This window comes from Photobacterium sp. J15, assembly GCF_963870815.1.
In the GTDB taxonomy this organism is placed as follows: domain Bacteria; phylum Pseudomonadota; class Gammaproteobacteria; order Enterobacterales; family Vibrionaceae; genus Photobacterium; species Photobacterium marinum.
The window spans coordinates 145,057-171,708 of the sequence record NZ_CAWMUI010000002.1 but is presented as its reverse complement, the minus strand read 5'-3'; the positions used below and the strand labels follow the sequence as shown (position 1 = coordinate 171,708).

The following is a 26,652-nucleotide window of genomic DNA, read 5'->3' as shown; positions in this document are numbered from 1 at the left end:
AGACTTACTCCTTGTCATCTTTCAGTTGTTGTTCAATCAGCTGACGGCTTCGCATAATGTGTCGCCGCATCAGCATTTCGGCCAACTCGCCATCCCTGTCTTTCAACGCCGAAAGTAAATGGAAATGTTCGCCTAATGCCTGAGAGGGACGCGAATGTGAACGCTGGGACTGGTAACGGTACATTCGCAATAAATGATAAAGCTCACCGCATAACAGGTGGATGAGTTTGCTGTTACGGCTGGCCTTAATGATCCGATAGTGAAAGTCAAAGTCGCCCTGCTGATGGAAGTAAGAAGCACCGTCAACCAGCTCAATATGCTTGCGGTGAGTTTCCAGCAAATCCTGAAGCGCATCGATTTCTTCGTCTGTGATATAGATGCAGGCAAGGCGAGCAGCCATTCCTTCCAGTGCTTCACGCACCGCGTAAATTTCCAGCAGCTTTGCTCTGGTCAGCGTCACGATCCTTGCACCTACATGCGGCACTCGCTCTACCAACCCAAGTGATTCCACCCGCATCATTGCTTCGCGCAACGGCCCACGGCTAACGCCAAAGCGGCGAGCCAGTTCAGGTTCGGATATTTTGCTTCCTTCCGGGAAATCGCCGTTAACTATCAGCTCGATTAATTGCTCAGTCAGATTCTCTGATTTGGTCAACTCCTTACCTGCATTCTCCCGCTCAGCATCATCATTACCGGCTTTTTCATTGAGATAAGGATTGTCGACAGAACCTGCAAATGAACTTTGTTTACTCATACCTGTTGTTAACAATTAATCAACTTATGAGCAAATCTAGAACCAGAAAGGGAATTATTCAAGGATGATTGTTAACAATGTGTATCAGACCTTAGTCTGATTGTTGACACTAAAAACAGATGAAATAATCACCACCGAGACACAAAACTGCTATGTATGTCATGTAAACACGTGTTTTAATGATAATATACTTAACAGCGTTCCATTTTTTTATATATATTGCTCAATATATAAAAGAACAACGCCATTCCCGTGACAGCTAACTTTAGTTCCACTGAAATTTTCTATCAGCTGCTTGATCTCAATGAAGCAGAGCAACAGCGATCTCTTGACGATCTTAAAAAACGACACCCGTCGCTTTACCAACAAGTTCTACCGCTAATTAATGTAAATCAGGCAACAGACGCAGCACTGACCCAACTGCTGGGCTTCCATGTCGAACAGGTATTCGATAACGACATCAGCTTCAACGGTCTTACGATCGACAAATACAAAATCAATGACGAAATCGGTCGCGGCGGTATGGGGGTTGTTCATTCTGCCGAACGCTGTGATAAGACATTTGAACAGGAGCTGGCGATCAAATTCATCCAGCCATCCCTGACCGATATTCTGGGAAAAGCATTCCTGTTTCAGGAAGCTCAGCTGCTCGCCCGACTGAACCATCCTTATATCGCCAAAGTATTCGATGGTGGTGAACACCAGGGATATGTCTATATTGTGATGGAAAAGGTAAAAGGCCGGACCATCAATGAAGTCATCAACTCAGGAAACCTGAACCAAAGACAGAAACTCCAGCTGTTTATCCGGATATGCCAGGCGATCCAGCATGCTCACCAAAACCAGATCTTACATGCCGATATCAAGCCTGAAAACGTGCTGGTTGACGACGCACTGATGCCAAAAGTCCTCGACTTTAACATTACCCAGAAACAGCAGCAGTCTTCACAAGATGCCGCCCCCCTTCTGGCTTACAGCAAGGCTTTTGCCAGCCCTGAACAACAAAACGGCCAATACCTGACCAACCAGAGTGATGTTTTCTCTCTCGGAAAACTACTGTTATTCATGATGGGTGAGCAGCCGGCAAAATCAGATCTAAAGCTGATCATAGATAAAGCAACAAAAGAAAATGCCGGGCAGCGTTACTCGTCGGTTATAGAACTGATGGCTGACATCAAAAGCATTCTCAACCAACGTCCAATCAGCCTGAAAGCCCACAAGCCATTTTATGTTACCCACAAGCTGATACAGCGTCGGCCACTACCTTCAGCATTGGCCGGATGCCTGTTGCTGTGCGCCGTCTTATTTTCAGCAACATTAGTTCATAAAAACAGACAACTGGAGCAGGAAAAAGCAATCGCCGAAGACATGATGTTTGAGGTCACCAGCCTGCTCTTTCACAGTAAAGGGGATGTCGACAGACAGATGTCGGTTCAGACCATGCTTGAGCTGACCCGCAGACGTATTTTGTCTAACCCGGATCTGCCACAACACATAAAACAAAAAATGCTGTTAGCAATGATGACACCAGTGCCGGAGAAGCACTCAATAAAAATAGATTGCCAACAAAATTGTGCAACATCAGTATCAAACTAGGTTATATCTCATGATGAAAAGGACTTTTTCCACCATTACTCTGGCAACCATCAGCCATTTGGTGATGTCTGCCTCTGAAATTCAGGCTGCCTCAGATATTCAGACCGGCTATTTCATAGACTCCCCGGTAACCGGGCTTTATTACCAAACCAGTTCCAGCTTGGATGGTTTTACTGACAAGGGGGCTTTCAATTATAAAGACGGCGACGTTGTCACCTTCTATCTGGGCACAAACAAATCTGCACTTCCGATTGCGACATTATCAGGTCAGGAAGTTGTCACCCCGACACTGGCATCAGCTACCCCCAGCCGTAGTGTTAACCTGACCCGACTACTGCTGTCATTGGACAGTACCCCAGGCAATCGAGAGGAAATAATCCTTGTCAGCAAAGCACTGTCCGATCCGCAGTTTCAGAAGAAGTTGCGCCAAATAAACCTTCAGGCTTTGGACGCTTCAAAAGACAAGCTGGGCATTAATCTGGTTTCCGTTCAGGAAGCTGCCCGTCACCTCGATGAGAGTCAGACTTATATCGAAAAGAACTTCACCTCTGAAGAAGTGATCCTGCGTCCGCTCAATACAAAATTCCGCAATATCATCATCAAACGCCGCGACTGGCAGGGCAACCTGTGCTTTTTTGATGTGGCAAGAAAGTCATCACCAGACTACTACGGCCCGATTGGCAGTATGACCTATATGGTCACAGCAGAAGGGATTTATGAGTACCCGGATATCGGTGACTACTTTGGCAGTACTGACGGCTCTGTTTCCGGCTGTGAACTGAATACCAAACACAGGTATACCGAAGTGCTTTTTGAACCTATCGAAGTATTTGCCGAATGGGGTGGACTTATCGGCTGCGCTATCCAGGGTTGTACCCGTAATGATATTAACGGATTTACCATTGAAGATTACGATGACGAAATAGACTGGAAATACCGCACAGTCGCGATTAATTACGACCCAAATACACAGTTACTGATGCAAAAAAACCAAGGGCTGGGACCTAAGGAAAACGTTTCTCACCTTAACCGCTCTGAATCAATCTGGCTGACAACCCGAGCTGACGCAAATCACCATGTTGATTTTGACGGCATCTGGCAGGAAACAACTTACCTCAGCGACGGTAACATCGATAATCAATGCCTGTTAGTCACAGGCGGCAAAGTACTTTCTGCAGCGCCTGACGACGATGAATGCCCGACCGGGATCAAAGCTTACGCCAACGATGTAACCGCATCACACAGTGATATGTGGTGGCTGGAACCAGCCAACTCAAAGGCAACACTTGCTCAGCTCAATACCGCTGTTAAATGGTATGACACTGACACCAAGCCTCGTTATACCAGTTGGGAATACCTGCCAGCAGGAGAAAACTGGGAACAAGGTGTTCTGTACCGCCTGCAACAGCATATCGTTGTCGATAATAAAGGAATTCAACACCCTCAGACACATTTGATTTCCGAGCTGAAAAAGTACCAAAACAGGGAGTCACGAACATGAGTCAGGATATCACCCAAATCATCCATAAATGGCACCATGGCGATAAAAACGCAGAGTCTGAATTGTACCGGTTTGCTTATTTGCAGCTACGTAGTATCGCCCACCAGGAGCGAGCCCGAAATGCAAAAAAACACGGCGATGATAATCAGGTGCTGAGTGATTGCATCAACAACACCACAGCATTGATCCATGATGCTTACCTGAAACTGGCAGGCACAGACTTATCCCATATAGAAAACCGCCGCCAGTTTTACCTGATGGCAGCTAAAGTCATGCGACAAATCCTCATTGATCATGCCCGAGCCCTTAACGCTCAGAAAAGACAGCAAATGCCCCAGGCAGAACCAAACTCCCAAGGAGATCGGTTCGAACAACTCCTGAGTATGGATAAAGTATTGGATAATTTCAGTCAGCACTACCCACGGCAGTCTGAGGCACTGAAGCTAAAGTATTTACTGGGAATGAAAAATCAGGAAATCAGCCAGCTCCTGCAATGCAGTAACAGCCTGATCGAGAAGGATCTGAAATTCTCCCGTTGCTGGCTGCAAACTAAAATGGCCTGAGTTACCAATTAACTATTTTTAGTAAAAGCGGCAAAAAATCTTACGGTTTTTTGTCGCTTTTCCGTTCCTTGATGGCTCAATCCCTCCCCTGTAACTTAGCCGCCGATTCGATACACCAATTTTCGGTATTCATCGTTTTTGAATGGGAATAATGATAATGAAAAAACTAGGTTTATTAGCAGCGTCAGTGGCACTCGCTCTTACAGGATGTGGTGGAAGCAACGACAGTAACGGTAACGCATTAAACAATGCCAGCACGAACGTTAAAGTTCTTGATGGTTATTTGGTTAATGCAGAAGTCTATGTTGACCGTAACGGCAACAATGTTGCCGACGCCAATGAAAAGTTGGAAAAACTCACCGACGAAAATGGCGTAATCTCAATCAAAAACGAAGATACCAAGTACTCTCTGATCGTCCGTGCAATTGCTGGTAAAACTTACGACACCGACAAAGGTGGTCGCCTGACTCAAACCACAGAGATGATGGCAACAGCCGGTTCAGATGTTGTTACTCCTTTTACCACGCTGGCAGCCGTTAAAGAAATCACCATTGATGAACTGGCAGCAGAACTAAACCTGCCGAAAGAACTGATTGCTGGTGACTATGTAGCAGGCAAAACAGTACAGGATACAAAACAGGATGCCCAAAAAGTACACGCAGTTGCCCGCTCAGTGACCTCTGAACTAGGCAGTTCAATTGAAGCCTCGAAAAAAGAATCAGACCAATTGCTGAAGCAGTCTGGTGACATCGTCAAAGCTGTCGATGAGGCAATCAACAACAGCCAGCAGCTTGACGACATTGTTATCACTTTTGATGACGCAGGCAAAGCGGTTATCAACGATATGCCACCGACAGTGAAAGAGTACTTTGTTGGTTCAGACAAAACGTTCTACTCTATCAGCACCAACGAAGTTTACTTCCGTCGCGAAGGTTTATCTAAACTGACATTTGCTACAAACGAAGTCACAGTTACAGACGATAACGGGAAGCCAGAAACATTCCCGATTGAGTTCACTACAAATGGCTTTAAAACTTCAGATGGTATTGATGAAGCTATCTACATGAGTGATGCATTTAGCCTGGTTGTAACACCAGATGATGACATGATCTTCTACACTCAAACGAATATTGATAATGGGTACACTGCAATAACAGCTACTGACGCAGCTTACCGTGGCAAAACCTTCTATCACATGTGGGATGACTCAACGACTGACAATGCCGATCCAGATTTTGTTACCATCGCGTTTGCCAAAGAAGGCGATGCAGTAACAATTACTGAAGGTACGAAAACCTGGAAGCAAACCTGGAAGATCGAGAACGAAGCACTGGTTATCAGCGGCAATGACATGATGGATGATGACAGTGACTGGGTTCTGCATCCAACGACTATTAGCGACAAAGATTTCACCGTTCACTTCGAAGGTAAATCTAACGAAAACATTCCGTATTTCTTCACGGATAACAAAGCGCTGGCACAGGGCATCTACGACAAGTGGCAGTCACTGGCTCAGTAATTCGGTAATAAAATAAATCCCTTTCAGGCAGACTTTTTGAAGGTTTGCCGGAAAGAAAAAAGCCGCAACCATAATTTTGGTTGCGGCTTTTTCATTAGCTTGTTTCAAAGCAATTCATAAATGGCCTAAGAGCGACAATCTCAACGTTTATAATGAAAAATAACGATACCTGAGTTGCTCAAAACCCACTTCAGAAACCAAACCGTTCAATTGCTTTAATTCATCCAGTAGCAATTTCAGTGCTGCGACCAGCTGATAAAGCTTCGATGCTTTTTCCCTGCTTAATGTCAGCTGCAACAACGAATCGGAATTGATCTCCTGCCGATACAAATGAAGATGAGACAGGATTTGTGCCAGCTGTTCTTTTGTCGGTTGAAGACAATAGAGCCCGTTGGTCTTTTCAAGCAGATTCGACAATGCCGTTACAGAATTTGCGAGCCATCGGTCCAGATCTGCGTTTCGACGTGACGTTGAACCTTCATCCTGAACAGCCAGATAAGCCCGATAACTGTCGCGCAACGAGTTCAGGCGCAGATTTGCAGCATAAAGGCGCGAAATAACTAAACTCAGCTTTTCTGTATCAACATCCGGGTAACCGGCCCAGTTTATTCGGGTTGTCGCCACCTCTGCCACCGCAACGGGATGGAGTGAACTCTGATTCCATATCAGATTATTCAGCCATTTACTTATCACTTTTTGCTTACGGTTTTGTTGATGGCCCGGTTTTCCCAGTAAGCGCAATTGCCAGATAAATAAGTGTCGCACCCTACTCATCTGGCGCAGCAGAACCTGTTCCGGCTGGCTTGAAAAGAAGGTCTGGTTGACAAAAAAGATCACCAGCATCACGACAACAATCAACAACAACTGCAGCAAAGCAAACTGAATATCGTACTGCGGCGTCAACTGAACCGCGCCCATTGTCATCATAACCAGCAGCTGTGAGCCCAGCATTTTGGTCAGCAACTGCTGAGGTTGCCAGAAAACAAACCAGATTCCGAACGCATTAATAAAGTAAAACAGAGCCAGTTGCCATACTTCAGTGAATACCGGCATGAGCAGGACGTATTGCAACAAAACCACCAATGACCAGGCCATCATGGTATAAAGCAGCGATTTCACATTACAAAATGGCAGGGTGAAAACCACACTTCCTAATATCACCCCAAGCAATACGATCATGGCACCGCCGGGCATCGGTACATACAGCCAGAGTGCAATACAAACCCAAACAACGATGACGGTTTTTAATGCCGGATAAATCCGCTCAGGATCAAAACGAAACCATGCTTCAGCGCCATTTGACTTCACAGATTTATCGTATCGGTTTGATGAGTTGGCATTACCATGCCTCTGACCTACCGCCTCTTGCAAAGTGACCAATAACTCGAAGCTCAGCTCATCCATCTGATTCAATACCTGCTCAAGCAAGAGAATCGCCCCACTGTATTGCGGGTTTATATCATGGTCAGCATGCAATCGAATTCTTTCTACTGCTGACAATTCAGCTGTATTCGGTTTTCCTGAATTGAGGTCAAGCAAATGCCCTGCAGTCGCAAAACGCTGTTTAATGCGGGCAAGTAATGCCAGCAATTCCGCCTGCCCGCCAGGGATCTCTGATGAATCCAGCAAATCGCAGGCTTCTGAAAGGTGTCCGCAAAGTAACGCCCATTTTTTCAGCTGCACCAGGAATCTTTGCCATGCAGCTATCTCACGGGAGACGTGATAACTGTCTGCCATCGCAGCAGGCAATAAGTCTTCAATCCGGGACAAAAAACGCATCCCGTCACCAAAGCCCAACCCTTTTAATCGCTCACCTTCTCCGGCCAGAAAACAGGCACTCTGGCTGACCTTTTCCTGCTGCTCAACAAAAAAGCCCTGCAATGTGGCATGCAACAAACGACGGCTTGATACCGGCCAAAGCAGGCTAAAGACCAAGGTAAAACAAAGCACTCCAAGCAGCGTTTCCTGCAAACGCAGCATAGCAATGTTGAACGTCAGCTCTCCTGACAGTTTCCCCATGACCAGAATCAAAGAACAAACCATCAGTGTTATCGACCACATGTAGCCGTTGCGCGGGTTTGTCTGCAAGTAAACACAAACCGCGGCAAACAGAGAGAAAGTAAGCAGAAATGGTAAAGGCTGCTGGGCATAGAGCCCGACAAAGACAAACGCAGAAATTACCCCGGCGATTGTTCCTAACACCCGGTGTCGGCCTTTTCGTAATGAATGCCCGGACGTTTCTGTCGCCGCCATCACAATAACGGCAAATGCAGCCCAGTAGGGTTTATCCCATCCCAACCACAAAGCACTGACAATGGCGAGCGTCAGCGCCAACGCCACTTTCAATGGTAGCTTGCAGCGTTCACTGATCATCTCACCTCCTACACATCTTGCGCAGTTTTGATGATCATCACTGAAGCTGAAGTACCCACCCTGAGCTGGATATCATCCGGTACTTTATCCAGTTTTATTCTTACCGGGATCCGCTGTGCCAGACGTATCCACTGGAAGTTAGGATTCACGTTTGGCAACAGTTCCACGCCGGTACTACCATCCTTGTGAGCGATGCCGTAACCGATACTTTCAACTCTGGCCTCAAGCGGCTGGTCCGGATAGGTCATCAGAGTCACCACAGCTTTTGCGCCTGCAGTAACATCTTTAATATCGGTTTCTTTAAAGAAGGCCTCAATCCAGAAACTATTCCGATCCACCAGCGCAACCGAGGGCTGATTAGCCACAACCTGGCTACCTGTACGCAAAGTCAGGTTAGTCACAAATCCATCGGCAGGCGCTTTCACCTGAGTAAATGCCAGGTTCAGAGAGACCTGCTCCAGTGCGGCTTTCGCGACCATGACACCCGCATCAGCCGCTTCAACGGCATTATCCAGCTTAATCAGCGTTGACTGAGACAATGCCCCCGGCTCCCGGCGATGTAACGACTTGCCGCGCTTGGCATCATCCTGGGCTTTTTTCAGTTTCGATTTCGCCTGAGCCAGATTTGCCTCAGCCTGCTTTAATGCCGCCTCGTAGGTACGGGGGTCGATTTCAAATAAAGTATCGCCGGATTGCACTTCGGCATTATCATTGACGTGCATCGCAACAATCGGCCCAGTCACACGCGGTGTAATCTGAATTACCTGCGCCCTGACCTGTCCATCACGAGTCCAGGGCTGTTCCAGATACTGCTGATACTTCCATCCGATGGAACATAAAGCGGCTAACACCAGTAGCACAGTTAAAGAAACACGTTTTATCACAGGCAAACTCACAACAAACAATTACGCTGAAATCAAAAAAATACTGATTAAGACGGTATAAATCACCGCCAGTGAAAGCTCGACTAACGGCGGGCTGACAAAAAAGCGATGCCACCTTAATTTGTTAAGCAATCGCACTGTTACAGATGTCAGCACCAAACCAAGCAATGCCGCCACCAATAACGGCGGGATATAAATATCACTAAAAGCAATTTCACGAGGAATATAAGAAAAAGCGGCGTTCACACTCACCACTCCTTTTCAACACATCAAGCCGCCAACAGAGCCAAACCGTCCTGTCGGGGAGATCAAAGAAACAAAACGTGATGATACTCACGGAATTGGTGATGATAAATGTATAGAAAAAGCATTCACTCGAAACTATGAGTTTCGAATAATAATAAAATCATCAAGAGTCAAAACCTCTGACGACAGAAGAGCTATACCGTGGATCGTTTAACCAGTATCGAAATTTTTGTCCAAGCCGTTGAATGCGGTTCATTTGCCGCCGTCGCGGAAGAACGGGATATCAGTGCTCAAATGGTGGGTAAGCACATCAGGGGACTGGAAGCTTCATTGGGAACTAAACTGCTGAATAAATCGACCCGTCATCAAAGCCTGACACCGGCCGGAGAACAATACTACCGCCGATGCAAAACGATTCTGTCTGAATTGCTGGCCGCCGAAAATGATATCCACCGCAGCCTTAACGAGCCCTGTGGTAATTTAAATATTGCAGCAGGGGTTAATTTTGGGATCTCTTTCCTTGCCCCACGTTTGGCCAAATTCCAGACCGCACACCCGAAAATGACGGTGAATGTCACCCTCAGCAATCAGCCAGTTGATCTTTTAAAAGACGGCTTCGATATCATGTTCCTTGACCACACCCGAGGTCATGAATCCCTGATAGCAAAAAAAATCCGTAGCTATTCCATGGTGCTGTGTGCATCTCCTCAGTACCTAGAACAATTTGGTTTTCCCAAACACCCGGATGACTTGACTCATCATCAATGCCTGCAACACAACACCAGCAAATACCCGCTAAAATGGCAATTCTATGATGGCAACCAACGTTACGCCCCGGAAGTCAGATCCAGACTAAACATCAATAGTAGTCAGGCCATGCTCAATGCCGCACTTGAAGGTGCAGGAATTACCCTTCAGCCAATATTCCAGATTGCCGACGAATTAAAAAAAGGTCGCTTAATACAAGTTCTGCCAGACTTTACGCTGGAGAAAATTGACATGTACATCATTTATCCGCCGTACCTGCGCGATACAGCAAGGCTCAATGCTTTGATGGCGTTTTTAGAAGAGTAAGCCGGAACAGGAAAAGAGCCTATTTAACAGACTGGGATATGTCTGATTTCACCATTTTTCCGCCATTGAATTAATGGTAATTTACCGCATCAGTTTTATGCCTGCATGCATAGGATATGCGTAAGAATAAGAAATGAATATTACGATTAACAGCTCAGATTTGCCCAATTCAGCCCCCTTGTTAGCGAAAGCAATGCTAAAGAGCAACAAGCAAAACAAAATTGAAAATATCCAACTAGTTGTAACAGGTTTTCGCTTTAACCAAAGCCAGCTGGAGAATTACTGTCACTTTTTAGGGTTTAATTCAGACATTGTTCCAGTCCCATTTCTATTTGTCGCCACACAACCAGCACAACTTTTTTTGCTTAACCAGGAAGCAGCAAAACTAACGCTCAGGGGCATTGTTCACCGTTATATTTCATTTGAATCTTTTGCAGCAATAAAACCGACCGAAGAATACAGCTTCTCTTTAACCGTCACGGATCAAATCAACATAGATAAGGGGTTTGAATTTGAATTGACGGGCGAATTGACCTCCCAACGGGGCCAGTGCGTTGCCCGTTACCAAAGCCGTTATCTGATTCGAACCAGACAAAGTACAGCACCGAAAAGGCCGCAAAAGAACACTCAATTTGCCAGCCCGACCAATTTAAGACATGCAATAAAAACAGTCATCACCCCAAAGATGTCACGAAGATATGCCAACATTTCGGGAGATTACAATCCGATTCACCTTTGCAGTTTGCTGTCTCGGCTTTTTGGCTATAAAAAGCCAATAGCGCATGGGATGTATATGGTCGGCCAATTAATGGCAGACCTGGATGCACCTGTTAAAAAAGCTGCCTTTGAATTTAATCGCCCGGCATTGCTTCCGACAGAATTACTGATGGTTAAAGACTCAAATATGCTGATGATGACAAGTGAGAGCGGCAAACCGGTTGTAAGCGGGTACATGGAAAACTGACGGCTTTGGAAATTGTCCGAACAACATCCAAAATAGATGGTCCGGACAATTGTTTTTAACCCCCAAAAGGCTGCCATTAGGACAATACTTCCATAAGAGCACGAGCAGCTTTTCTCGGACATTCGGCATGACAAATTGCCGAAACCAGCGCAACACCATCGACATTGGTGGCAATAACTGCATCAAGATTTGACGCATTAATCCCGCCTATTGCCACAATGGGGAAAGCACTTTGCGCGACGGCATGACTCAGGCCATCAATGCCCCACTCCTTCTTAATGTTAGCTTTGGTCGGGGTAGCAAAAATCGCACTCAGTCCAAGGTAGTCGACAGGCAAAGATTCAGCCTCAGCCAGTTGCCGTTCATTTTCAACAGAAAGGCCGAGCAACTTGTCTTTACCGATTAACCGGCGAGCCATTTCAACAGGCATATCGGACTGGCCCAGATGTACACCATCGGCATCTACAGCCAGTGCCACATCGACACGATCATTGATGATCAACGGAACACCGGTGCCCTGCAAGATTGTTTTCACTGCCGAGGCCCTTTCGATAAAAGCACGCACATCACCATGCTTTTCCCGAACCTGTACCATGGTCACCCCGCCCGTGACAGCTTCTTTAACAACGGTCTTTAAGGTATCCAGATCCTGTTGATCATCAGTAACAAGATATAAACGATACGGACTCATTCTTTACTCCCCAAAACTAAACCAGCTTTAGGCGCTGAACCAGCGTCTCTTCATCAAGCTGATACAAGGCATCCAGCAAATTAAGCTGCAAAGACCCCGGACCTTGCGACTGTTCTGCCGCTATTTCACCGGCCACACCTAGAATGGCCGCCGCCGCTAATCCGGTCTCTTCTCCGACCGCGGCAAAAGCCCCGGTCAGTGCACTCAGGGTGCATCCCATACCGGTAACATAAGGCATCATGGTATGGCCATTACGCAATTGAGCCTGTCCTTCATTGGTGACAACAAAATCAACCTCACCGGAAATAACCACACTGCATTGGTATTCCCCGACCAAATAGCGCGCCGCATCCACTGCTGCTTCACTGCTATCGAGAGCATCCACTCCTTTGTTCTGTCCTTTCTCGCCTGCAAGAGCGATAATTTCAGACGCATTACCCCGAATAACCAGCTTATTGGCCGCCTTCGCAATCTGGCGAGAGGTTTCTGTTCGTAAGCGGCTGGCACCGCAGCCGACAGGGTCGAGCACTACCGGTTTATTATTAAGATTTGCCTGTTCAACAGCGAATACCATACGCGGCGTCCATACACTGTCCAGGGTACCGATATTGATAACCAACGCGCCGGCAAAAGCCATCATTTCCGTCATTTCCTCACGGGAATGCGCCATGATAGGTGAAGCTCCAATCGCCAACAGCGCATTGGCGGTATTATTCATTACAACGTAGTTAGTAAGGTTTACGACCAGTGGTTTCTGCTCACGAACCGCTTGCAGGGCTTGAATTATGGTTTGTGTGTTCATGCTGTCCCTCAGAAATTGCAGTTATTAATTCCGGTGGCTAAATTCCGGAGGCTAATAGGGAGAACCTGAAGGAAGCGACAGATATGAATGCTGTGACTGGATTTGGCATATCGGGCTCCTGGGACTGACGCACAGGATCCTGCCCGAGCCAAAGATGTTAAGAGGTATAAATCAAACAATCATTAGCAAGACACATAGTTCCCTACGCCAGTATTAACTGAATCAGGTTCAACGGGTCTCGCAACGTGCGATCTCAGCCTTTCGGCACCCCGACTATCTGTCCGGATAATAACAAGTTTTATTGAAAGAACAATAGATAAAACCAAAGCTTATAATGCCTATCAGTACACACTCAAAACCGAACAAGCAATCATGGCAAAACAATATCATGCAGCAAACCTTCCCCCTGGTCGGTAATAAACTCCACAAAAGCATCGCTGAGAGCTGTCTGTACCCGATTGGGAGAGCGAACCAAATGCCAGCGAGTCATAATCGGAAACCCTTCTACAGGTAAAGCCACTAACTCATCACCAACCTCGGGCTTTAAGGCATACTCAGACAAGATCGAGATCCCCAAATCGGCAAGCACACAGTGCTTAATCGCTTCATTACTCTCAATAACCATTCTTGGTTTTAGCGCAAGATTTAACTGCTCAAAATGGCGATCAATCGCATACCGTGTGCCCGAGCCGGGCTCTCGGCTAATAAACGGATATTCGCACAGCTCAAATGGCTGTATTTTCTTCATGGCAGAGAGGGGATGGCAGCGGTGTGCAATGGCGTATAAAGGGTTGGGCAGAAAGCTGATCGCCAACTTTTCCATTTCATCAGAGAGAAGACTGAACAGATATATGTCGTCTTTTTCCTGAAGATATCTTTGCCGGATTTTCTCCCGGTTACCGACTTTAAGTTCAATATCAATCAAAGGGTAACGCTGGCAAAACATCCCCACTAAATGCGGTATAAAATATTTGGCGGAAGTAACAACTGCGATACGCAACGTTCCGGCTTTAAGCTCATTAAGCGCAGCCAGCGATATCTCCAATCGATCCAGCAACTCAAATAACGCCTCACCATGTCGGGCAACAACCGCGGCGGCCTCAGTAAACACCAGTTTTCGTCCAACCTGTTTGTATAACCGAACGCCCAACAGCTCCATCAACTGCTTGAGCTGAATAGAAATCGTTGGCTGGGTGAGGTTCAACACCTCAGCTGCTTTAGTCACAGAGCCGAGTTCATAGACAGTTAAAAACACCCGTAATGGCTTAATAACATTGAATCTGTTGCGTAAATGCTGAGGCATACCACCTCCGGCGATGACAGATATATAGATTCTAATCTATGCAAACCATGTTAATTATTAATTATATTTTAACATTCAATTGCGTCACATTAGGTCTGTCACCACAGCTCCGCGACCACCGGCTCGCTATCCAAGCAGGAGGAATTATGACTTTCAGACGCATATTAGTTCCAGTATTACCGGAACAAGATCTCGGTCCTTCTTTTCATCAGGCACTGGAGTTTGCCAATAACTACGATGCTAGCCTGACGCTGCTCACTGTTATCGAGGATTTAGCCGAACTTAAAGAGCTGGCAAACTATTCCATTACCACCCTGGATCTATTGGATAAAACAACCCGGGCTTTCTACCATCAGCTAAACGCCCACACTCATGAGCTAAAAAAACAGTACCCGAAAATTACGTTCTCAACGCTAATCCGAATAGGCATCCCCTTCATTGAAATAATCAAAGCGGCTAACGAAAACCAGACCGAACTCATCATTATTGATACCCATCACCACGACAAAACAACGACATGCCAGTGGGGCAGTACCACTCGTCACCTAATGCGTAAATCCAACATTCCCATCTGGTCGGTACACGAAAAACAGCAAAGCAAAAGCATCGAGCGTGTCGTTGCTGCAATAGATGTCACGACCTCATCCAGTGCTGACTTTAATGAAAAAATCATCAGTATCGCTCATGAATTCAGTGCCATTTGCCAGGCGGAGCTCCTCCCCTGCCATGCATGGCGACTTGAAACTGAGGGATACCTCCGGAAATGGAATAGTTACACAGACCTGGATATAGCACTGGTAGCCAAACAGTTAAGGCAAGACCGTGCAGATCGGCTGAAATCATTAATTGCACCTTATGAGGCCTCAGGCACGCCAATCAACATACGAATGCTGGAGGGGGATCCCAAGCAAATTATTCCCCAATTTGTGAAACAGGAAGACATAGATTTGGTTGTACTAGGCAGCCTGTCGCGCACCGGTATCGCCGGGTTACTGATGGGTAATTCCGCTGAGTATATGCTTGATGCCCTGAAATGTTCTGTTGTTACCATTAAGCCCGATGATTTTAGCTCGCCGGTTTTAAGCTAACACCGGAGAGAAACTATGAAGATAGATGAAAATGACACCTTCTCAAAAAAGCTGGAAATCGTGATTCACTGGTCCGTAAGAGCACTGTCGATTCTGATGGTATTGGTTATTGTGATGGGGGTGATTGATGTGGCATGGACGCTCTATCAAAAGTTAATCACGCCACCTCTGTATATTCTGACCATCTCAGATATGCTGGCGACTTTCGGCGCTTTCATGGCGGTGCTAATAGCCATTGAAATTGTCATTAACATCACGATTTACCTCAGGGAAAATGTCATCCATGTCAAAATTGTCATGGCAACAGCACTCATGGCGATAGCTCGGAAAGTTATCATCATTGATGCTGATACTGCCGATGCCATGTACATTATCGCAGTCGGAGTTGTAGTACTGAGTATGAGCATAGGTTACTGGCTCATTCACCAACTACCGAGAAAAAATCATATAGAGGAGTAATGACATAAATAATCAGAATTCAAAAAACCGGTCGCAACCATAAATAAAGCCTGATTATGGAATCATCAGGCTTTTTATTTTTGAATCAAAAGTTTTTCAACCCATAGAAACTACGACTTAATTCAAAGCTTTAACGCCTTAAAACTATCTAATCAGTTAGAAATTAAGATTGATTAAATATTCATGGTTATAACAGATAACTACCTCTGATTAAAAGAGTAACACCATCGAACATTAATAAAGGCCAAGATCCTTTTTAAGGAATTCCGAAAACTCTTCTGAGCAAACAACTCTTCTTTTATTTTTCACCCTCTTTTCAAACGGTATAAATAAGAATTTCACTACAGCTAGCATTCTTGACATCACTTATCCTCCCGGTATATTTTCTTAGACGAGACAATATCAATATATAGTTTTATTAATGTCATCAACCTTGCTTTAATGTGTGACTTTTTCATCTGGTAAAGCTTCCAATGAAACGCTCTCATCACTCAGTTAGCTTTTAATTTAAACTCAATGATTGAGATATTGATTAACCGTAATTAATTTATATATTATTAATCATTGATAACCCAAATGGTTTTCACTGAACACATTGTTACTGAGAGGGAACAATTCAAGTGCTTGATACCTATAATGAACTACTTACCTTTGCTTTTATATGTAAAACATTGTCTATTACAGAAACAGCTCAGGAACTGAAAAAATCAAAAGCCCATGTCAGCCGCCAACTGGCAAACCTGGAAAAGCGCATCGGTACAACTCTTGTTTATCGTACAACCCGAAGCCTGACATTAACTGAAAATGGATTAGCACTTAAAAGTGACGCAATTTCATTACTCAATGCTTCCCAACAACTGGACTATAAAGCAAGTTCGTTATCAAGCGGTATCAGCGGACGTTTCTGCATTACGATTCCGACATCAATCGCGACATCGATTTTTTCAGAAGTGCTTTCAGGATTAAATAAGCAATTTCCCAAAGTAAGCTTTGAAATTGTTGTCAGTAATAATGTCGAACCTTTACTAGATAAGAAAATTGATCTCGGAATCCGAATTGGAGCAGTCGACGAAAAATTAGTTGCTCATAAGGTTGGCTCTTATCGCACGGTTTTTGTCTCATCAAACAAAGAAGATAAAAACAGACAAATCAATGAATTAACTCTAGTTGTAAACTCTTTTCCGTGTACACCAAGCTTTAACCTAAAAGTTGAAAATGAATTATTGAACGTTAATAGTTTCAAAGACACCATTTTTGTCAATGAAACCGCAACTCAATTATCTTTTATCAAAAATGGCCTGGGTGTTGGATTGATTCCTTCATATATCCTTTCCGCCACTATGCATGATAAGTTATTTCAAATCCTGCCTGAACACCGTGGCAAAGAAGTCGATTTATACATCACCTACCCATATCAGACACCACTACCTGAAAAGCTATCTAAAATATCGGCTTACTTAAAAGACGAGCTAAAGAAATACCTGAATCAATAAGCAAATTAGAAGAAGAGGAGCTCATTCGCCCAAAAGGCGAACACAGATTAAATGCATACGAAAAAGCCCTGTCTTTCGACAGGGCCTTAATCAGTGGCGGAGCGGACGGGACTCAACGCGCACGGCCAGTGCCGCGACCAAGAGAACGTAGGACTCTCGGGAGCGGAAACCACATACGAAAAAGCCCCTGTCTTTCGACAGGGGCTCTAATCAGTGGCGGAGCGGACGGGACTCAACGCGCACGGCCAGTGCCGCGACCAAGAGAACGTAGGACTCTCGGGAGCGGAAACCACATACGAAAAAGCCCCTGCCTTTCGACAGGGGCTCTAATCAGTGGCGGAGCGGATGGGACTCAACGAGCACGGCCAGTGCCGCGACCAAGAGAACGTAGGACTCTCGGGAGCGGAAACCACATACGAAAAAGCCCCTGTCTTTCGACAGGGGCTCTAATCAGTGGCAGAGCGGACGGGACTCAACGCGCACGGCCAGTGCCGCGACCAAGAGAACGTAGGACTCTCGGGAGCGGAAACCACATACAAAAAAGCCCCTGTCTTTCGACAGGGGCTCTAATCAGTGGCGGAGCGGACGGGACTCGAACCCGCGACCCCCGGCGTGACAGGCCGGTATTCTAACCAACTGAACTACCGCTCCAATTCTGTTTGAAGCCCGGCTTTCGCCCAACTTCTAGAATGTGGCGGAGAGATAGGGATTTGAACCCTAGATACGCTACAAACGTATGCCGGTTTTCAAGACCGGTGCTTTCAACCACTCAGCCATCTCTCCGTAAGTGCTGCTAATAATACTGGGCTATTTAAATGCTGTAAACCCTCAAAATTACTAACTGCTCATCTTTTGTGCCCAAAAGACTGTACCCGATCATTCCTCAGTCAAAAGCCCCCAAAATTAATAGAAAAGCCCCCGAGCAATGATGTTTCGGGGGCTTTTTTTCTAATCAGATAACCTTTACAGGCTCATGATTTTTTTGAACTCTTCTTCAGAGTATTTCTTTTCTGTGCTCTTAGTCAGGTCTGTCATCATCTTATAGCGAATTTCTGTCGCCATAGATAATGTACGCTGCAGCTGGCCGTATGAATAATCAGAAGCCATGTTAAGCGCAGCCTGCTTGTCTGACTTATAAAGTGACTTCAGCGTCATATCCAAATTGCTGACCTGCTTGTACAGTTTTGATTCTTCCTTATCCCATGTTTCTTTCAGCATTGGCAGGTACTTATCAGGGTTTGCTGATGCCAGTGCTGTCAGGCTGCGGAACTGCCAGTAAGCCGACTGATCGGTGTACGTATCGCTACCTGTCTGATAAGGCGTTGGATACTCCTGCAGACTAGAGTAGATTGGCACTAAAACCGATTCAGGCAATACACCGAAGCTCTGCCAGATCAGGCCCTGAAGCTCAAACGGCATTTCTTTACGAAGCTGAATAATGTGGGATTCAAGCTGGCGATCAACACGAATCGGACGTTTGGCTTTCGCTTCAAGCTCTGTACCCTTATAAGTCGCACTCAACACTTCAGCTACGTCATTGACTGAAATCTTCTGATCCGGTTTCATAAACAGCGGATACTGATCTTGGCGGGTTGCCTGTTTTTCAGATGATGTCAGCATCTTCTGCCCCAACCACTCACGGTCAGTGTTATAGAGATCCCCTGTCACACCAAAGGCTTTAGCAAAATTAAATGACTTCGCATTTGGTTTATCCAGCAACTGATGCTCTTTAACAAACGCCATCAAACCTTTTGAATGCATCACATCTTTGCTGCTTAGATTAACGCCATGAACGCGCAAGCCATTTGCAATCATTGCGTAGCTGTCATCCGGCACTTTCACTGCAATCCAGTGATGACCTGAACCGATTTCCACCAACCATGCTTCGTTCACATCAGCAATATAAAGGCTATTACCTTCACCAGCACCATACTGCTCAACATATTTGCCCAGCAGCGCAACCCCTTCCTTAGCTGTTTTCACCTGAGGTAGGATCAACGTCGGGATCACCGCTTCAATCACTCCATTTTCTACCAATGGATCGGCTTTCTGAGCTTTGTCATTTACTTCCGCACTGGTGGTAGCAGAAATCGCAACATTGTATTCGTTGATACCACGCTCTTCATAAAACTTGCCATGGCTATCTACCGTATTCGCATCCCAGTCCGGAATTGCAGAATATGCATAAAATTGCTCCGGCATTGGAACAACCAGGCCATTCCCCAGCTTCCAGTCACCAGCTTCATTTTTCTGTGCCGGACGAAACGCAAGGTGTTTATTCCAGTTATTAACACCGAAATCTTCGTTACGGGCAATCATGATACTGCCGTCAACGGAAGCGCCTTTACCCACAATCAGGCCAGTACACGCATTAGCACTCATGCTGAGTGCAGACAGAATTGCAGCAGAGACAAGAGTCAAAGACATTTTGTTCATCGTAAATCTCCATATTCGGGAAAAATCCAAGTGAATAACAATTCACAATAAATGCATTAATTACTTATTTATGCTAATTATGTCAATAACTAACGCTATCGCAGTCTATATTTCTATCTGATTGTTTGTTGTTTAGCCGATCACGCTACTGAAATTGGGATTTTTGGAATAATCAATAACATGATCGCTTCGATGTTTATTCTCGATTGCAGGTTGCTTCAGGAGAGATTTGATTTAGAAATTGAGTGGTAAGAAAAGCTGAGTTGAAAACGTCCATATCGGCAAAGTAGCAGGTATGGACGGATATAGTTTTACTGCTCGTTAAACGGGAAGGTTTCCCAATCCCACTTATTATAAAGTTGTTGGATTTCACCCGACTTAAGCAATTGAGGGAAACGTTCGTCAAAGATGTCTTTTAGCTGACGTCCGCGCTCATTGTTACTGAATGCCATGTACAAATTAAGCTGCATGATCGGTTTAATTTCATAATCAGCCGCATTGAAATAGCCTTTTTCAACCTCTTCTTCAAGTTCTTCCTTGGCGTCCAGAAAGAAATCCAGACGTCCTGCCTCAAGCAACTTAATCGCCTGTTTTCTTGACTTGTATTCCTTGTTTTTAAACTTGGTATCCATATAGTCGTTATAGCCGTAGCCCTTAATCCAGCCCACATTTTTCCCGGCAAGACTTTGTTCCCCCTGCCAGTTCAGAGCATCATTTTTCTTATAAAGAGCCGAAACCAGATCTGCATCAAAATGCCATTGAGGATACAACACACCACCAACTTCATCAGAATATGCGCCAAGCCAGGCATCCGCTTTTTCTTGCTTCACCAAAGAAATGCTTCGCGCGTAAGAGGTTGTGCTGTAATTAACCCGGATACCCAGGGGTTCATAAACAAGCCGCATAATATCCCAGTAAAGACCACTGCCATCCTCTAGAGTGGCATCTTCCCACGCCTCACTTACTAAATTAACGTCAGCAGGATACTCTGCGGCAACAGTGCTCAGGGAAGAAAGTCCCAAAGCGAATACCGATACCGCCAATATCAGTTTATGTTTGAACTCTTCTATCATATTCATTGTTAATCCCTTCTCATGAATCAGGCTAAAAACAAGTCTCATACCTTGAAGTGGGCAATTTGCTGTTGAAGTTCTGTTGCCAGCTGCGCTGAATCATGACTGAGCTGCTCAGTATTAACCGCGCGATCCACCGTTTCCCGGCTCAACTGCAAAATAGTTTCAACTATTTGATTGATCTCTTTCACCGCATAGCTCTGCTCTTCTGAGGCGCTAGCAGTCTCACTGCTCATTCGAGATACCGTGCAGATTGCCGGCGTAATTCTACTGATCGATGTCTCTGCATCAGATGCTTCATCAACAACCAGCTGAACATGTTCCAATGCTTCTACCATCACATTTACTGCATCCTTAGAACCGTTTTGTAGCCGCTCGATGATTTGAGTGATTTCGTCTGTCGAATCCTGAGTTCGCATTGCCAATGAGCGCACCTCTTCAGCCACAACAGCAAAACCTCTCCCCTGCTCCCCGGCCCGAGCTGCCTCAATAGCAGCATTCAAAGCCAAAAGATTAGTTTTGTCGGCAATATCTTTAATCACCACTGTCACAGTGCCGATTTGCTCACCGTCTTCGGCCAGCTCCTGAAGTACCTCGGTTGTTCGCTGAACTTTTTCTGCCAACGCTTCAATGTTCTTGACCGCTTGATTAACCACTTGGCAACTGTGTTCCGCTAGTTTCTGCACCTGATCAGCCGAATCAGAGGTAGATATTGCCCCCTGCGCGACTTTTTCATTCGCCTGGCTCATTTGCATGATGGCTTCCGCAATAGTGTGGATACCATCCATTTGTTTATGGAGATCATCATTTGTTTCATGACTTACCGATACCGTAGCACTCACACTGCTTAACACCGACTCAGAGAGTCGCGATACCTGACCAATGATTTGTTGCAATCGACAGATGAAGTTGTTGATCCCTTCCCCAACCAGGCTGATTTCATCACCGGAGTCAGTATTAAGCCGTTGTCGAAAATCCCCACTTTTTGTGATTTCCACTGTCGTTTGAATGTTTTTACGAAGAGGAGACAGCACGACATGATTAACCAGCAGTATCATCAACGCTGTAATTGCAATTTCCAGCAATACAATCTCGATCGCTAGTTCACGAAGAAACTGTTGCAGTTTGTTATGAACCAAACTGTCATCAATATAAATTGTTACTTCACCAACAGATTGCTGACCGTTGCCATCGTCATAATGCAGTAATGACTGAAGACTATACGAGTTTGAGGATGGTGCCGCGCTAACATCGACAATACTGCCATCTGGTGACTTCGCTCTGAACAACATAAGTTCACCATCACTCTTTACAGCAATGGCCGCCATAAAATCGGCATTCATCTCTAAATCAACACTTTCAGCCAGAAATTCGAGATCAAAATTCCATACCGATTCCGGCAAGCTCAGCTGTAACCGTTGAAGGCTGTTCTCAGTTCTAACCTGAAGTTGCTGAAAAAGCTGTGAACGCGTTTCGTTATAGCTCATCCAGCCAAAGCCCGCTAAAAAGCCTGCCACCACAAGGACAAAAGGGGCAATGATCCTTAATTGAATACTCTTGACGTTCATAGGACACCTGTATTGAATTTATTATTCGCTACAGCCTGCTCATGTCAGAGATACGACAAAACTTGAAATGAGCAAATGGCAGCCGCCCGTACAACTAAGATCCTCATCCATAAAGAACCTTACGTTTTTATTCCTATTTCACAATAACCACACAGTGCACATTGTTACATATTAATGGTGGACTAAAAAAAGAAAGCATCAAGGAAGGAAACCGATGAAATCATTTAATATGAGACCATGATCGATATTCACACAACTGCGCATTTAAGCATGCTCTCTCATCTCTAATTCAATTCCCCCTTTACGTGTTTTCAGCTTTAAGAGTTGTTAGAAAGGCACTCATGACTTGCTTTCAAGACAAAAACACATAACTTCCCTTGAAAATGCATGTTTTTTTAAGCGTTTAAAAATTCACATTTAGAAAAAAATTTACATACCAATTTTGAGACAAAAAAGTTCTTAAAATCAGCAATATATTCACGGCGGTATAAATAAGTTGTAATTTCTTGTCATAAATAAATGAAATGGTTAGACCAGATTACACAAAAACCGTGATATCTTTCACAAAATCAACCGGCCACGTTAACAATAAGGAATAATAATGATCATCTTCAATGTTGATTCAATGAACCTGATCTGCAACACGCTACAGAAAACACCAAAGCAACAATTCAATACATTCTTCTTTAACGACGGATGTCAGAATCACCAGGTTGCTGATTTCACAACCCTTGAAGAATACTTCGATGTACATGGTATGAGTCAGGCGATCACAACTGGTTATAAAATCACCTTTATCGGTGGTGGTGAGCTAGTTACAAAAGTGGATGGTGAAAGCCTGCAGGTAATGCCATTCACATGCCAGCCTGAAACTAAAGCTGATTATGGCATCAGCACGAAAGTGTCAAAATACATGTTCTGATTTTCTATCAGAAAACATAAAAAATGGCGCGTGATGGTTATCAAAAGAGAAGAAGAAAATCAGTCAGCAGGAAGCAAATCATAGCGCCAAAGCAACTCATCATCTTCAGTTCCAGCGCTTAACAGAGATATCATGAGGTTTAAATGTCATTAACGAACCAATCTGCTCCGTTAAAAAAAATGCTGTCGCTTTGCGAAAAGCTCAAACTAAATATCAACGATGACATTGTTAAATTCTGCATTGCTGCCGTTTTAATGTGCGGCAAACGCCATGATATCAACTATGAACACGCCTTGTTATCAGCCTATAAATCGCCTTCAATAATCCTAATGAATGCATTGCAAGGAACAAGGGAATATCAACTCTTTCTCAAAGCGCTGAACTTCGAAATTAAGCAATACGTAAACCACAGCCCGAGCTTTTAAGAGGATTGTATGTCTATTGCATCGCACAAAGTTGATGGCCACGCCTGTAAATTTCCTAATGCAGGAACTCAGGCTCCATGCTTTATCCTTGCGGACAACAGTAACACCGATATATCCCTTTCCGATTTAGAAGGAAAAAATATACTGCTCAACATTATTCCTTCTATTCATATTGCCGAATGGGCACAATCACTACGCGATTTGAATCTGCTAGCTGGCAGGAACAAGCATATCCACTGCTTGTGCCTTTCAGCCGATCTACCTTTCGCCATTGAGCAATTCTGTCAAAAGGAAGGGCTCGACTATATTCATACCGCCAGCTTCTTCCGGGATCCGGTTTTCACTGAAAACTATGGACTCCAAATTAATACCGGAGCTTTAAAGGGAATGTCAGCACCAGCGGTGATCTGTCTTAATACAGAAGGAACCATTATCTATAGTCGTAAGTTCCCCCATGACAACTTACTCCATGACGATAAGCTAAACGGCTTTCGTGAAGCGATTAAAGCGCTCTCGTTACAACCTAATGTCCAAGCCGAGTTTACAGTGTAAAAACGAAAGTGTTCCCGCCCTATTCAAACGGGACATCCCACGCTTTTATTTAACTGACAAAGACAAAATATGCTGAGGCCCCACTGGACCGCCTAGATAAAGTTGCTGTGTATCGACAAAGTCACAAGCTAAATACAAAGCTCTGGCTTTGGGGTTTCTCACATTTACTGTTAGCACTAGTTTTTCACTTTGTGGATAGTTGTCTTTCACAAAAGGACCAAGCTGAAGGCACGCTTCTTTACCATACCCCTTTCCCTGATGAGCTTTATCGATAAAAAAAGATCGTAACCCTAAATCACCATAAGTCCGGAATGTCTGATGATTAGCAAAACTACGATCAATAAGAAAGAAACCAATCACCAGCTCTTCTGCATCTGTTTCCTTCAGACAAATAACATAAAAATCTTCTTCTGCTTTTTTCTCTGTCCAGGTATCAGATACAGGCAGCACAAACTCAGCCTGAGATTCAGTTACTGATAGCCCGCACAATATCTCATAGTCACTTTCTGTTGCTTTCCTAAGCTCCAACATATTCCCTCCATAAATTAAACCCAAACCACACTCAACAAGACTAATGCATTAGATGGAATATAAGAAACCAAAATCTAAATGATCTTTTTGTGATTTTTCTCTTGATTTAAAACTCACCCAACCTGTTCCAATTGTTCATTTTTTGACTGGATTTTTGAACTAAATCATGCTCTTATGGCTCACCATCTGTGGCGGACACGATTTAAATCAAAAAAGATAAAATCCTTTTATGCGTCAGCCATTTTGAGAGAAATATTTTCTAATTCGAGCGTCATATTTCTATCTGAGGGAAATTTTTTCTCCTTTGACGAGCGTATGCTATCGATAAGCATCAGAAAAAAGTGAAAAAAAATGCATGCTGATTTCATAGAACAGCAACGGCAAACAATCACATCAATTCGGGTGTTATCGCTAAAAAAATAAGAAATATGACCCTACATCGATTTATGGCTGGAGAATCATAATGGCCGATTTACTAAATGCTGAACAATCAGCACAAACAAGCTATCAACCCGCTTTGCATGGCAAAGCAGACATGACAGAACAGGAATGGAAAGAAGCGATCAAGTTCGACAGCGTCGATATCGGCTGGATCGTGATGAGCATCGGTATGGCCATCGGTGCGGGGATCGTTTTCCTTCCGGTACAGGTGGGCGTAATGGGACTTTGGGTATTCCTTTTGTCTTCCGTTATCGGCTACCCGGCAATGTACATGTTCCAAAAGCTGTTCATTAACACCTTGGCAGAATCCAAGAAATGTACTGACTACCCAGGTATTATTTCAGGTTACCTCGGCAAAAACTGGGGGATCCTATTAGGTGTGCTTTACTTCATCATGCTGGTGATCTGGGTTTTGGTTTACTCGCTTGCCGTGACTAACGACAGCGCGTCATACCTGCATACCTACGGTGTTACCGAAGGTCATCTGAATGACAACGTATTCTATGGTCTTGCCCTGATCTGTGCGTTGGCTTTTATCGGTTCCAAAGGTGAAAAGCTGCTATTTAAACTGTCCGGTTTTATGGCAATTACTGTTTTATCACTAGTTGCCGTGATGGGTATCCTGCTTGTTGCCCGCTGGGATCTTGCTAACATTCCGGCAGTCGGCGACATCGGCCCGATGATCAAAGATGCCATCATCACCCTGCCGTTCACCCTGACTTCAATTTTGTTCATCCAGTCTCTGAGTCCGATGGTGATTTCATACCGTTCGCATGAAAAGTCCATCGAAGTAGCACGTTATAAAGCAACCCGAGCAATGAAGATTGCTTTCTTCCTGCTATTTTTTATCGTGTTTTTCTTTGCTGTTTCTTTCACTCTGGCAATCAGCCAAGAGCAAGCAACAGAAGCCATGCACAAGAACATCTCAGCACTAGCAATTATCGCCAGCTACTTCCCTGGCAGTTGGGCAACTATCACAGGTATCATAATCAACATCTTCGCGGTTGTTACTTCATTTTTCGGCGTATTCCTGGCTTTTCAGGAAGCCTGCCGCGGCCTAGCGATGAACGTGTTGCTGCGTAAATACAAAGAATCACAAATCAACGTTACGCTAGTAAACAAACTAGTCACCCTGTTCATCATTCTGCTGGCATGGGGTGCCGTTGCCATCAATGCGCCAATCTTGTCGTTCACTTCTGTCTGCAGCCCGGTCTTCGGTCTGGTTGGCTGTCTGATCCCGGCTTACCTGGTATACAAGGTTCCGCATCTGGCGAAATACAAAGGCATGGCAACCAACATCATTATCTTTACCGGTATCCTGCTGTGTATCTCTCCACTGCTGGCATTCCTGTAAATAAGCCATCTGCTAAGCAGACAGCTAAATAGCCCAAAAA

Annotated in this window: 24 protein-coding genes, 2 tRNA genes and 1 riboswitch; of the genes, 13 read left to right on the top strand and 13 right to left on the bottom strand. The window is 44.8% G+C overall.

The features are described from left to right. Positions 1-4 precede the first annotated feature (4 nt). Complete coding sequence (locus AACQ93_RS17655; protein ID WP_064607190.1) at positions 5-754, bottom strand: GntR family transcriptional regulator; 750 nt, start codon at positions 752-754, stop codon at positions 5-7. 252 nt (positions 755-1,006) lie between these two features. Here AACQ93_RS17655 and AACQ93_RS17650 point away from each other — a divergent pair, with 252 nt between their 5' ends. The 4 genes from AACQ93_RS17650 (at position 1,007) to AACQ93_RS17635 (ending at position 5,933) form a co-directional block, all read left to right on the top strand. Next, the gene (locus AACQ93_RS17650; protein WP_064607187.1) at positions 1,007-2,350 is read left to right on the top strand and encodes a serine/threonine-protein kinase; all 1,344 of its coding nucleotides are present in this window, start codon (positions 1,007-1,009) and stop codon (positions 2,348-2,350) included. A 10-nt stretch (positions 2,351-2,360) separates the two neighbouring features. Then, a complete protein-coding gene (locus AACQ93_RS17645; RefSeq protein ID WP_064607184.1) occupies positions 2,361-3,851 on the top strand; it encodes a hypothetical protein in 1,491 nt (496 codons plus the stop codon). Next, positions 3,848-4,414: an ECF-type sigma factor gene (locus AACQ93_RS17640; RefSeq protein WP_007464598.1), complete on the top strand. Its 567-nt coding sequence runs from the start codon at positions 3,848-3,850 to the stop codon at positions 4,412-4,414. Before AACQ93_RS17645 ends, AACQ93_RS17640 begins: the two co-directional genes overlap by 4 nt. A 157-nt stretch (positions 4,415-4,571) precedes the next feature. After that, positions 4,572-5,933 (top strand): hypothetical protein, encoded by a 1,362-nt coding sequence (locus AACQ93_RS17635; protein ID WP_064607181.1) that lies wholly within the window; start codon positions 4,572-4,574, stop codon positions 5,931-5,933. Positions 5,934-6,080: 147 nt separating this feature from the next. Here the strand turns inward: AACQ93_RS17635 and AACQ93_RS17630 are convergent, their stop codons facing one another. From AACQ93_RS17630 to AACQ93_RS17620, 3 genes are read right to left on the bottom strand one after another with little or no spacing between them, the layout of a single operon-like run. Continuing rightward, positions 6,081-8,306 carry an FUSC family protein gene (locus tag AACQ93_RS17630; RefSeq protein WP_064607177.1) on the bottom strand — a complete coding sequence of 742 codons (2,226 nt, stop codon included), beginning with the start codon at positions 8,304-8,306 and terminating at the stop codon, positions 6,081-6,083. A gap of 8 nt (positions 8,307-8,314) precedes the next feature. Further along, positions 8,315-9,190, bottom strand: coding sequence for an HlyD family secretion protein (locus AACQ93_RS17625; protein ID WP_036799317.1), 876 nt, complete (start codon positions 9,188-9,190; stop codon positions 8,315-8,317). A 21-nt stretch (positions 9,191-9,211) separates the two neighbouring features. Further along, entirely contained in the window at positions 9,212-9,436 is a 225-nt protein-coding gene (locus tag AACQ93_RS17620; protein ID WP_198160181.1) for a DUF1656 domain-containing protein, read from the bottom strand. 201 nt (positions 9,437-9,637) lie between these two features. On the opposite strand from AACQ93_RS17620, the gene AACQ93_RS17615 reads away from it, so the two are divergent. Together AACQ93_RS17615 and AACQ93_RS17610 are read left to right on the top strand one after the other, a co-directional pair. Next, positions 9,638-10,510: a LysR family transcriptional regulator gene (locus tag AACQ93_RS17615; RefSeq protein WP_064607174.1), complete on the top strand. Its 873-nt coding sequence runs from the start codon at positions 9,638-9,640 to the stop codon at positions 10,508-10,510. Positions 10,511-10,643: 133 nt separating this feature from the next. Beyond that, complete coding sequence (locus tag AACQ93_RS17610) at positions 10,644-11,474, top strand: MaoC/PaaZ C-terminal domain-containing protein (RefSeq protein WP_064607171.1); 831 nt, start codon at positions 10,644-10,646, stop codon at positions 11,472-11,474. A gap of 76 nt (positions 11,475-11,550) precedes the next feature. Here AACQ93_RS17610 and thiE read toward each other — a convergent pair whose 3' ends face one another. The 3 genes from thiE to AACQ93_RS17595 all read right to left on the bottom strand — a co-directional run bounded on the left by thiE (position 11,551) and on the right by AACQ93_RS17595 (position 14,270). Continuing rightward, positions 11,551-12,165 carry a thiamine phosphate synthase gene (gene thiE / locus AACQ93_RS17605; protein WP_064607168.1) on the bottom strand — a complete coding sequence of 205 codons (615 nt, stop codon included), beginning with the start codon at positions 12,163-12,165 and terminating at the stop codon, positions 11,551-11,553. 16 nt (positions 12,166-12,181) lie between these two features. Further along, on the bottom strand, positions 12,182-12,967 hold the full coding sequence (gene thiM / locus AACQ93_RS17600) for a hydroxyethylthiazole kinase (RefSeq protein ID WP_064607164.1): 786 nt from the start codon (positions 12,965-12,967) through the stop codon (positions 12,182-12,184). A 182-nt stretch (positions 12,968-13,149) separates the two neighbouring features. Beyond that, positions 13,150-13,249, bottom strand: a riboswitch (TPP riboswitch). A gap of 88 nt (positions 13,250-13,337) precedes the next feature. Further along, complete coding sequence (locus AACQ93_RS17595) at positions 13,338-14,270, bottom strand: LysR family transcriptional regulator (protein ID WP_064607161.1); 933 nt, start codon at positions 14,268-14,270, stop codon at positions 13,338-13,340. A gap of 146 nt (positions 14,271-14,416) precedes the next feature. Between AACQ93_RS17595 and AACQ93_RS17590 the strand changes: the two genes are divergently transcribed. From AACQ93_RS17590 to AACQ93_RS17580, 3 genes are all read left to right on the top strand, one after another. Further along, positions 14,417-15,358, top strand: a complete 942-nt coding sequence (locus tag AACQ93_RS17590; protein ID WP_064607158.1) for a universal stress protein — start codon at positions 14,417-14,419, stop codon at positions 15,356-15,358. A gap of 15 nt (positions 15,359-15,373) precedes the next feature. Then, entirely contained in the window at positions 15,374-15,817 is a 444-nt protein-coding gene (locus tag AACQ93_RS17585) for a phosphate-starvation-inducible PsiE family protein (RefSeq protein WP_064607155.1), read from the top strand. 620 nt (positions 15,818-16,437) lie between these two features. Continuing rightward, the gene (locus AACQ93_RS17580) at positions 16,438-17,310 is read left to right on the top strand and encodes a LysR family transcriptional regulator (RefSeq protein ID WP_084419286.1); all 873 of its coding nucleotides are present in this window, start codon (positions 16,438-16,440) and stop codon (positions 17,308-17,310) included. A gap of 574 nt (positions 17,311-17,884) precedes the next feature. On the opposite strand, the gene AACQ93_RS17575 is transcribed toward AACQ93_RS17580, so the two are convergent. From AACQ93_RS17575 to AACQ93_RS17555, 5 genes are all read right to left on the bottom strand, one after another. Beyond that, positions 17,885-17,961: transfer RNA gene (locus tag AACQ93_RS17575), tRNA-Asp, on the bottom strand. 41 nt (positions 17,962-18,002) lie between these two features. Further along, positions 18,003-18,093, bottom strand: a tRNA-Ser gene (locus AACQ93_RS17570). A 180-nt stretch (positions 18,094-18,273) separates the two neighbouring features. Then, a complete protein-coding gene (locus AACQ93_RS17565; RefSeq protein WP_064607148.1) occupies positions 18,274-19,746 on the bottom strand; it encodes a C69 family dipeptidase in 1,473 nt (490 codons plus the stop codon). 311 nt (positions 19,747-20,057) lie between these two features. After that, positions 20,058-20,825 (bottom strand): substrate-binding periplasmic protein, encoded by a 768-nt coding sequence (locus AACQ93_RS17560; RefSeq protein WP_232323353.1) that lies wholly within the window; start codon positions 20,823-20,825, stop codon positions 20,058-20,060. A 38-nt stretch (positions 20,826-20,863) separates the two neighbouring features. Next, on the bottom strand, positions 20,864-22,387 hold the full coding sequence (locus AACQ93_RS17555; RefSeq protein WP_064607145.1) for a methyl-accepting chemotaxis protein: 1,524 nt from the start codon (positions 22,385-22,387) through the stop codon (positions 20,864-20,866). 601 nt (positions 22,388-22,988) lie between these two features. Between AACQ93_RS17555 and AACQ93_RS17550 the strand changes: the two genes are divergently transcribed. From AACQ93_RS17550 to AACQ93_RS17540, 3 genes are all read left to right on the top strand, one after another. Then, a complete protein-coding gene (locus tag AACQ93_RS17550; RefSeq protein WP_064607142.1) occupies positions 22,989-23,309 on the top strand; it encodes a hypothetical protein in 321 nt (106 codons plus the stop codon). Between the two features lie 143 nt (positions 23,310-23,452). Beyond that, a complete protein-coding gene (locus AACQ93_RS17545) occupies positions 23,453-23,734 on the top strand; it encodes a hypothetical protein (protein WP_064607139.1) in 282 nt (93 codons plus the stop codon). Between the two features lie 9 nt (positions 23,735-23,743). After that, positions 23,744-24,286 (top strand): redoxin family protein, encoded by a 543-nt coding sequence (locus tag AACQ93_RS17540; protein ID WP_064607136.1) that lies wholly within the window; start codon positions 23,744-23,746, stop codon positions 24,284-24,286. 45 nt (positions 24,287-24,331) lie between these two features. Here the strand turns inward: AACQ93_RS17540 and AACQ93_RS17535 are convergent, their stop codons facing one another. Then, positions 24,332-24,841, bottom strand: a complete 510-nt coding sequence (locus AACQ93_RS17535; protein WP_157097600.1) for a GNAT family N-acetyltransferase — start codon at positions 24,839-24,841, stop codon at positions 24,332-24,334. A gap of 439 nt (positions 24,842-25,280) precedes the next feature. On the opposite strand from AACQ93_RS17535, the gene AACQ93_RS17530 reads away from it, so the two are divergent. Further along, on the top strand, positions 25,281-26,612 hold the full coding sequence (locus AACQ93_RS17530) for an amino acid permease (protein WP_064607128.1): 1,332 nt from the start codon (positions 25,281-25,283) through the stop codon (positions 26,610-26,612). Positions 26,613-26,652 lie beyond the last annotated feature (40 nt).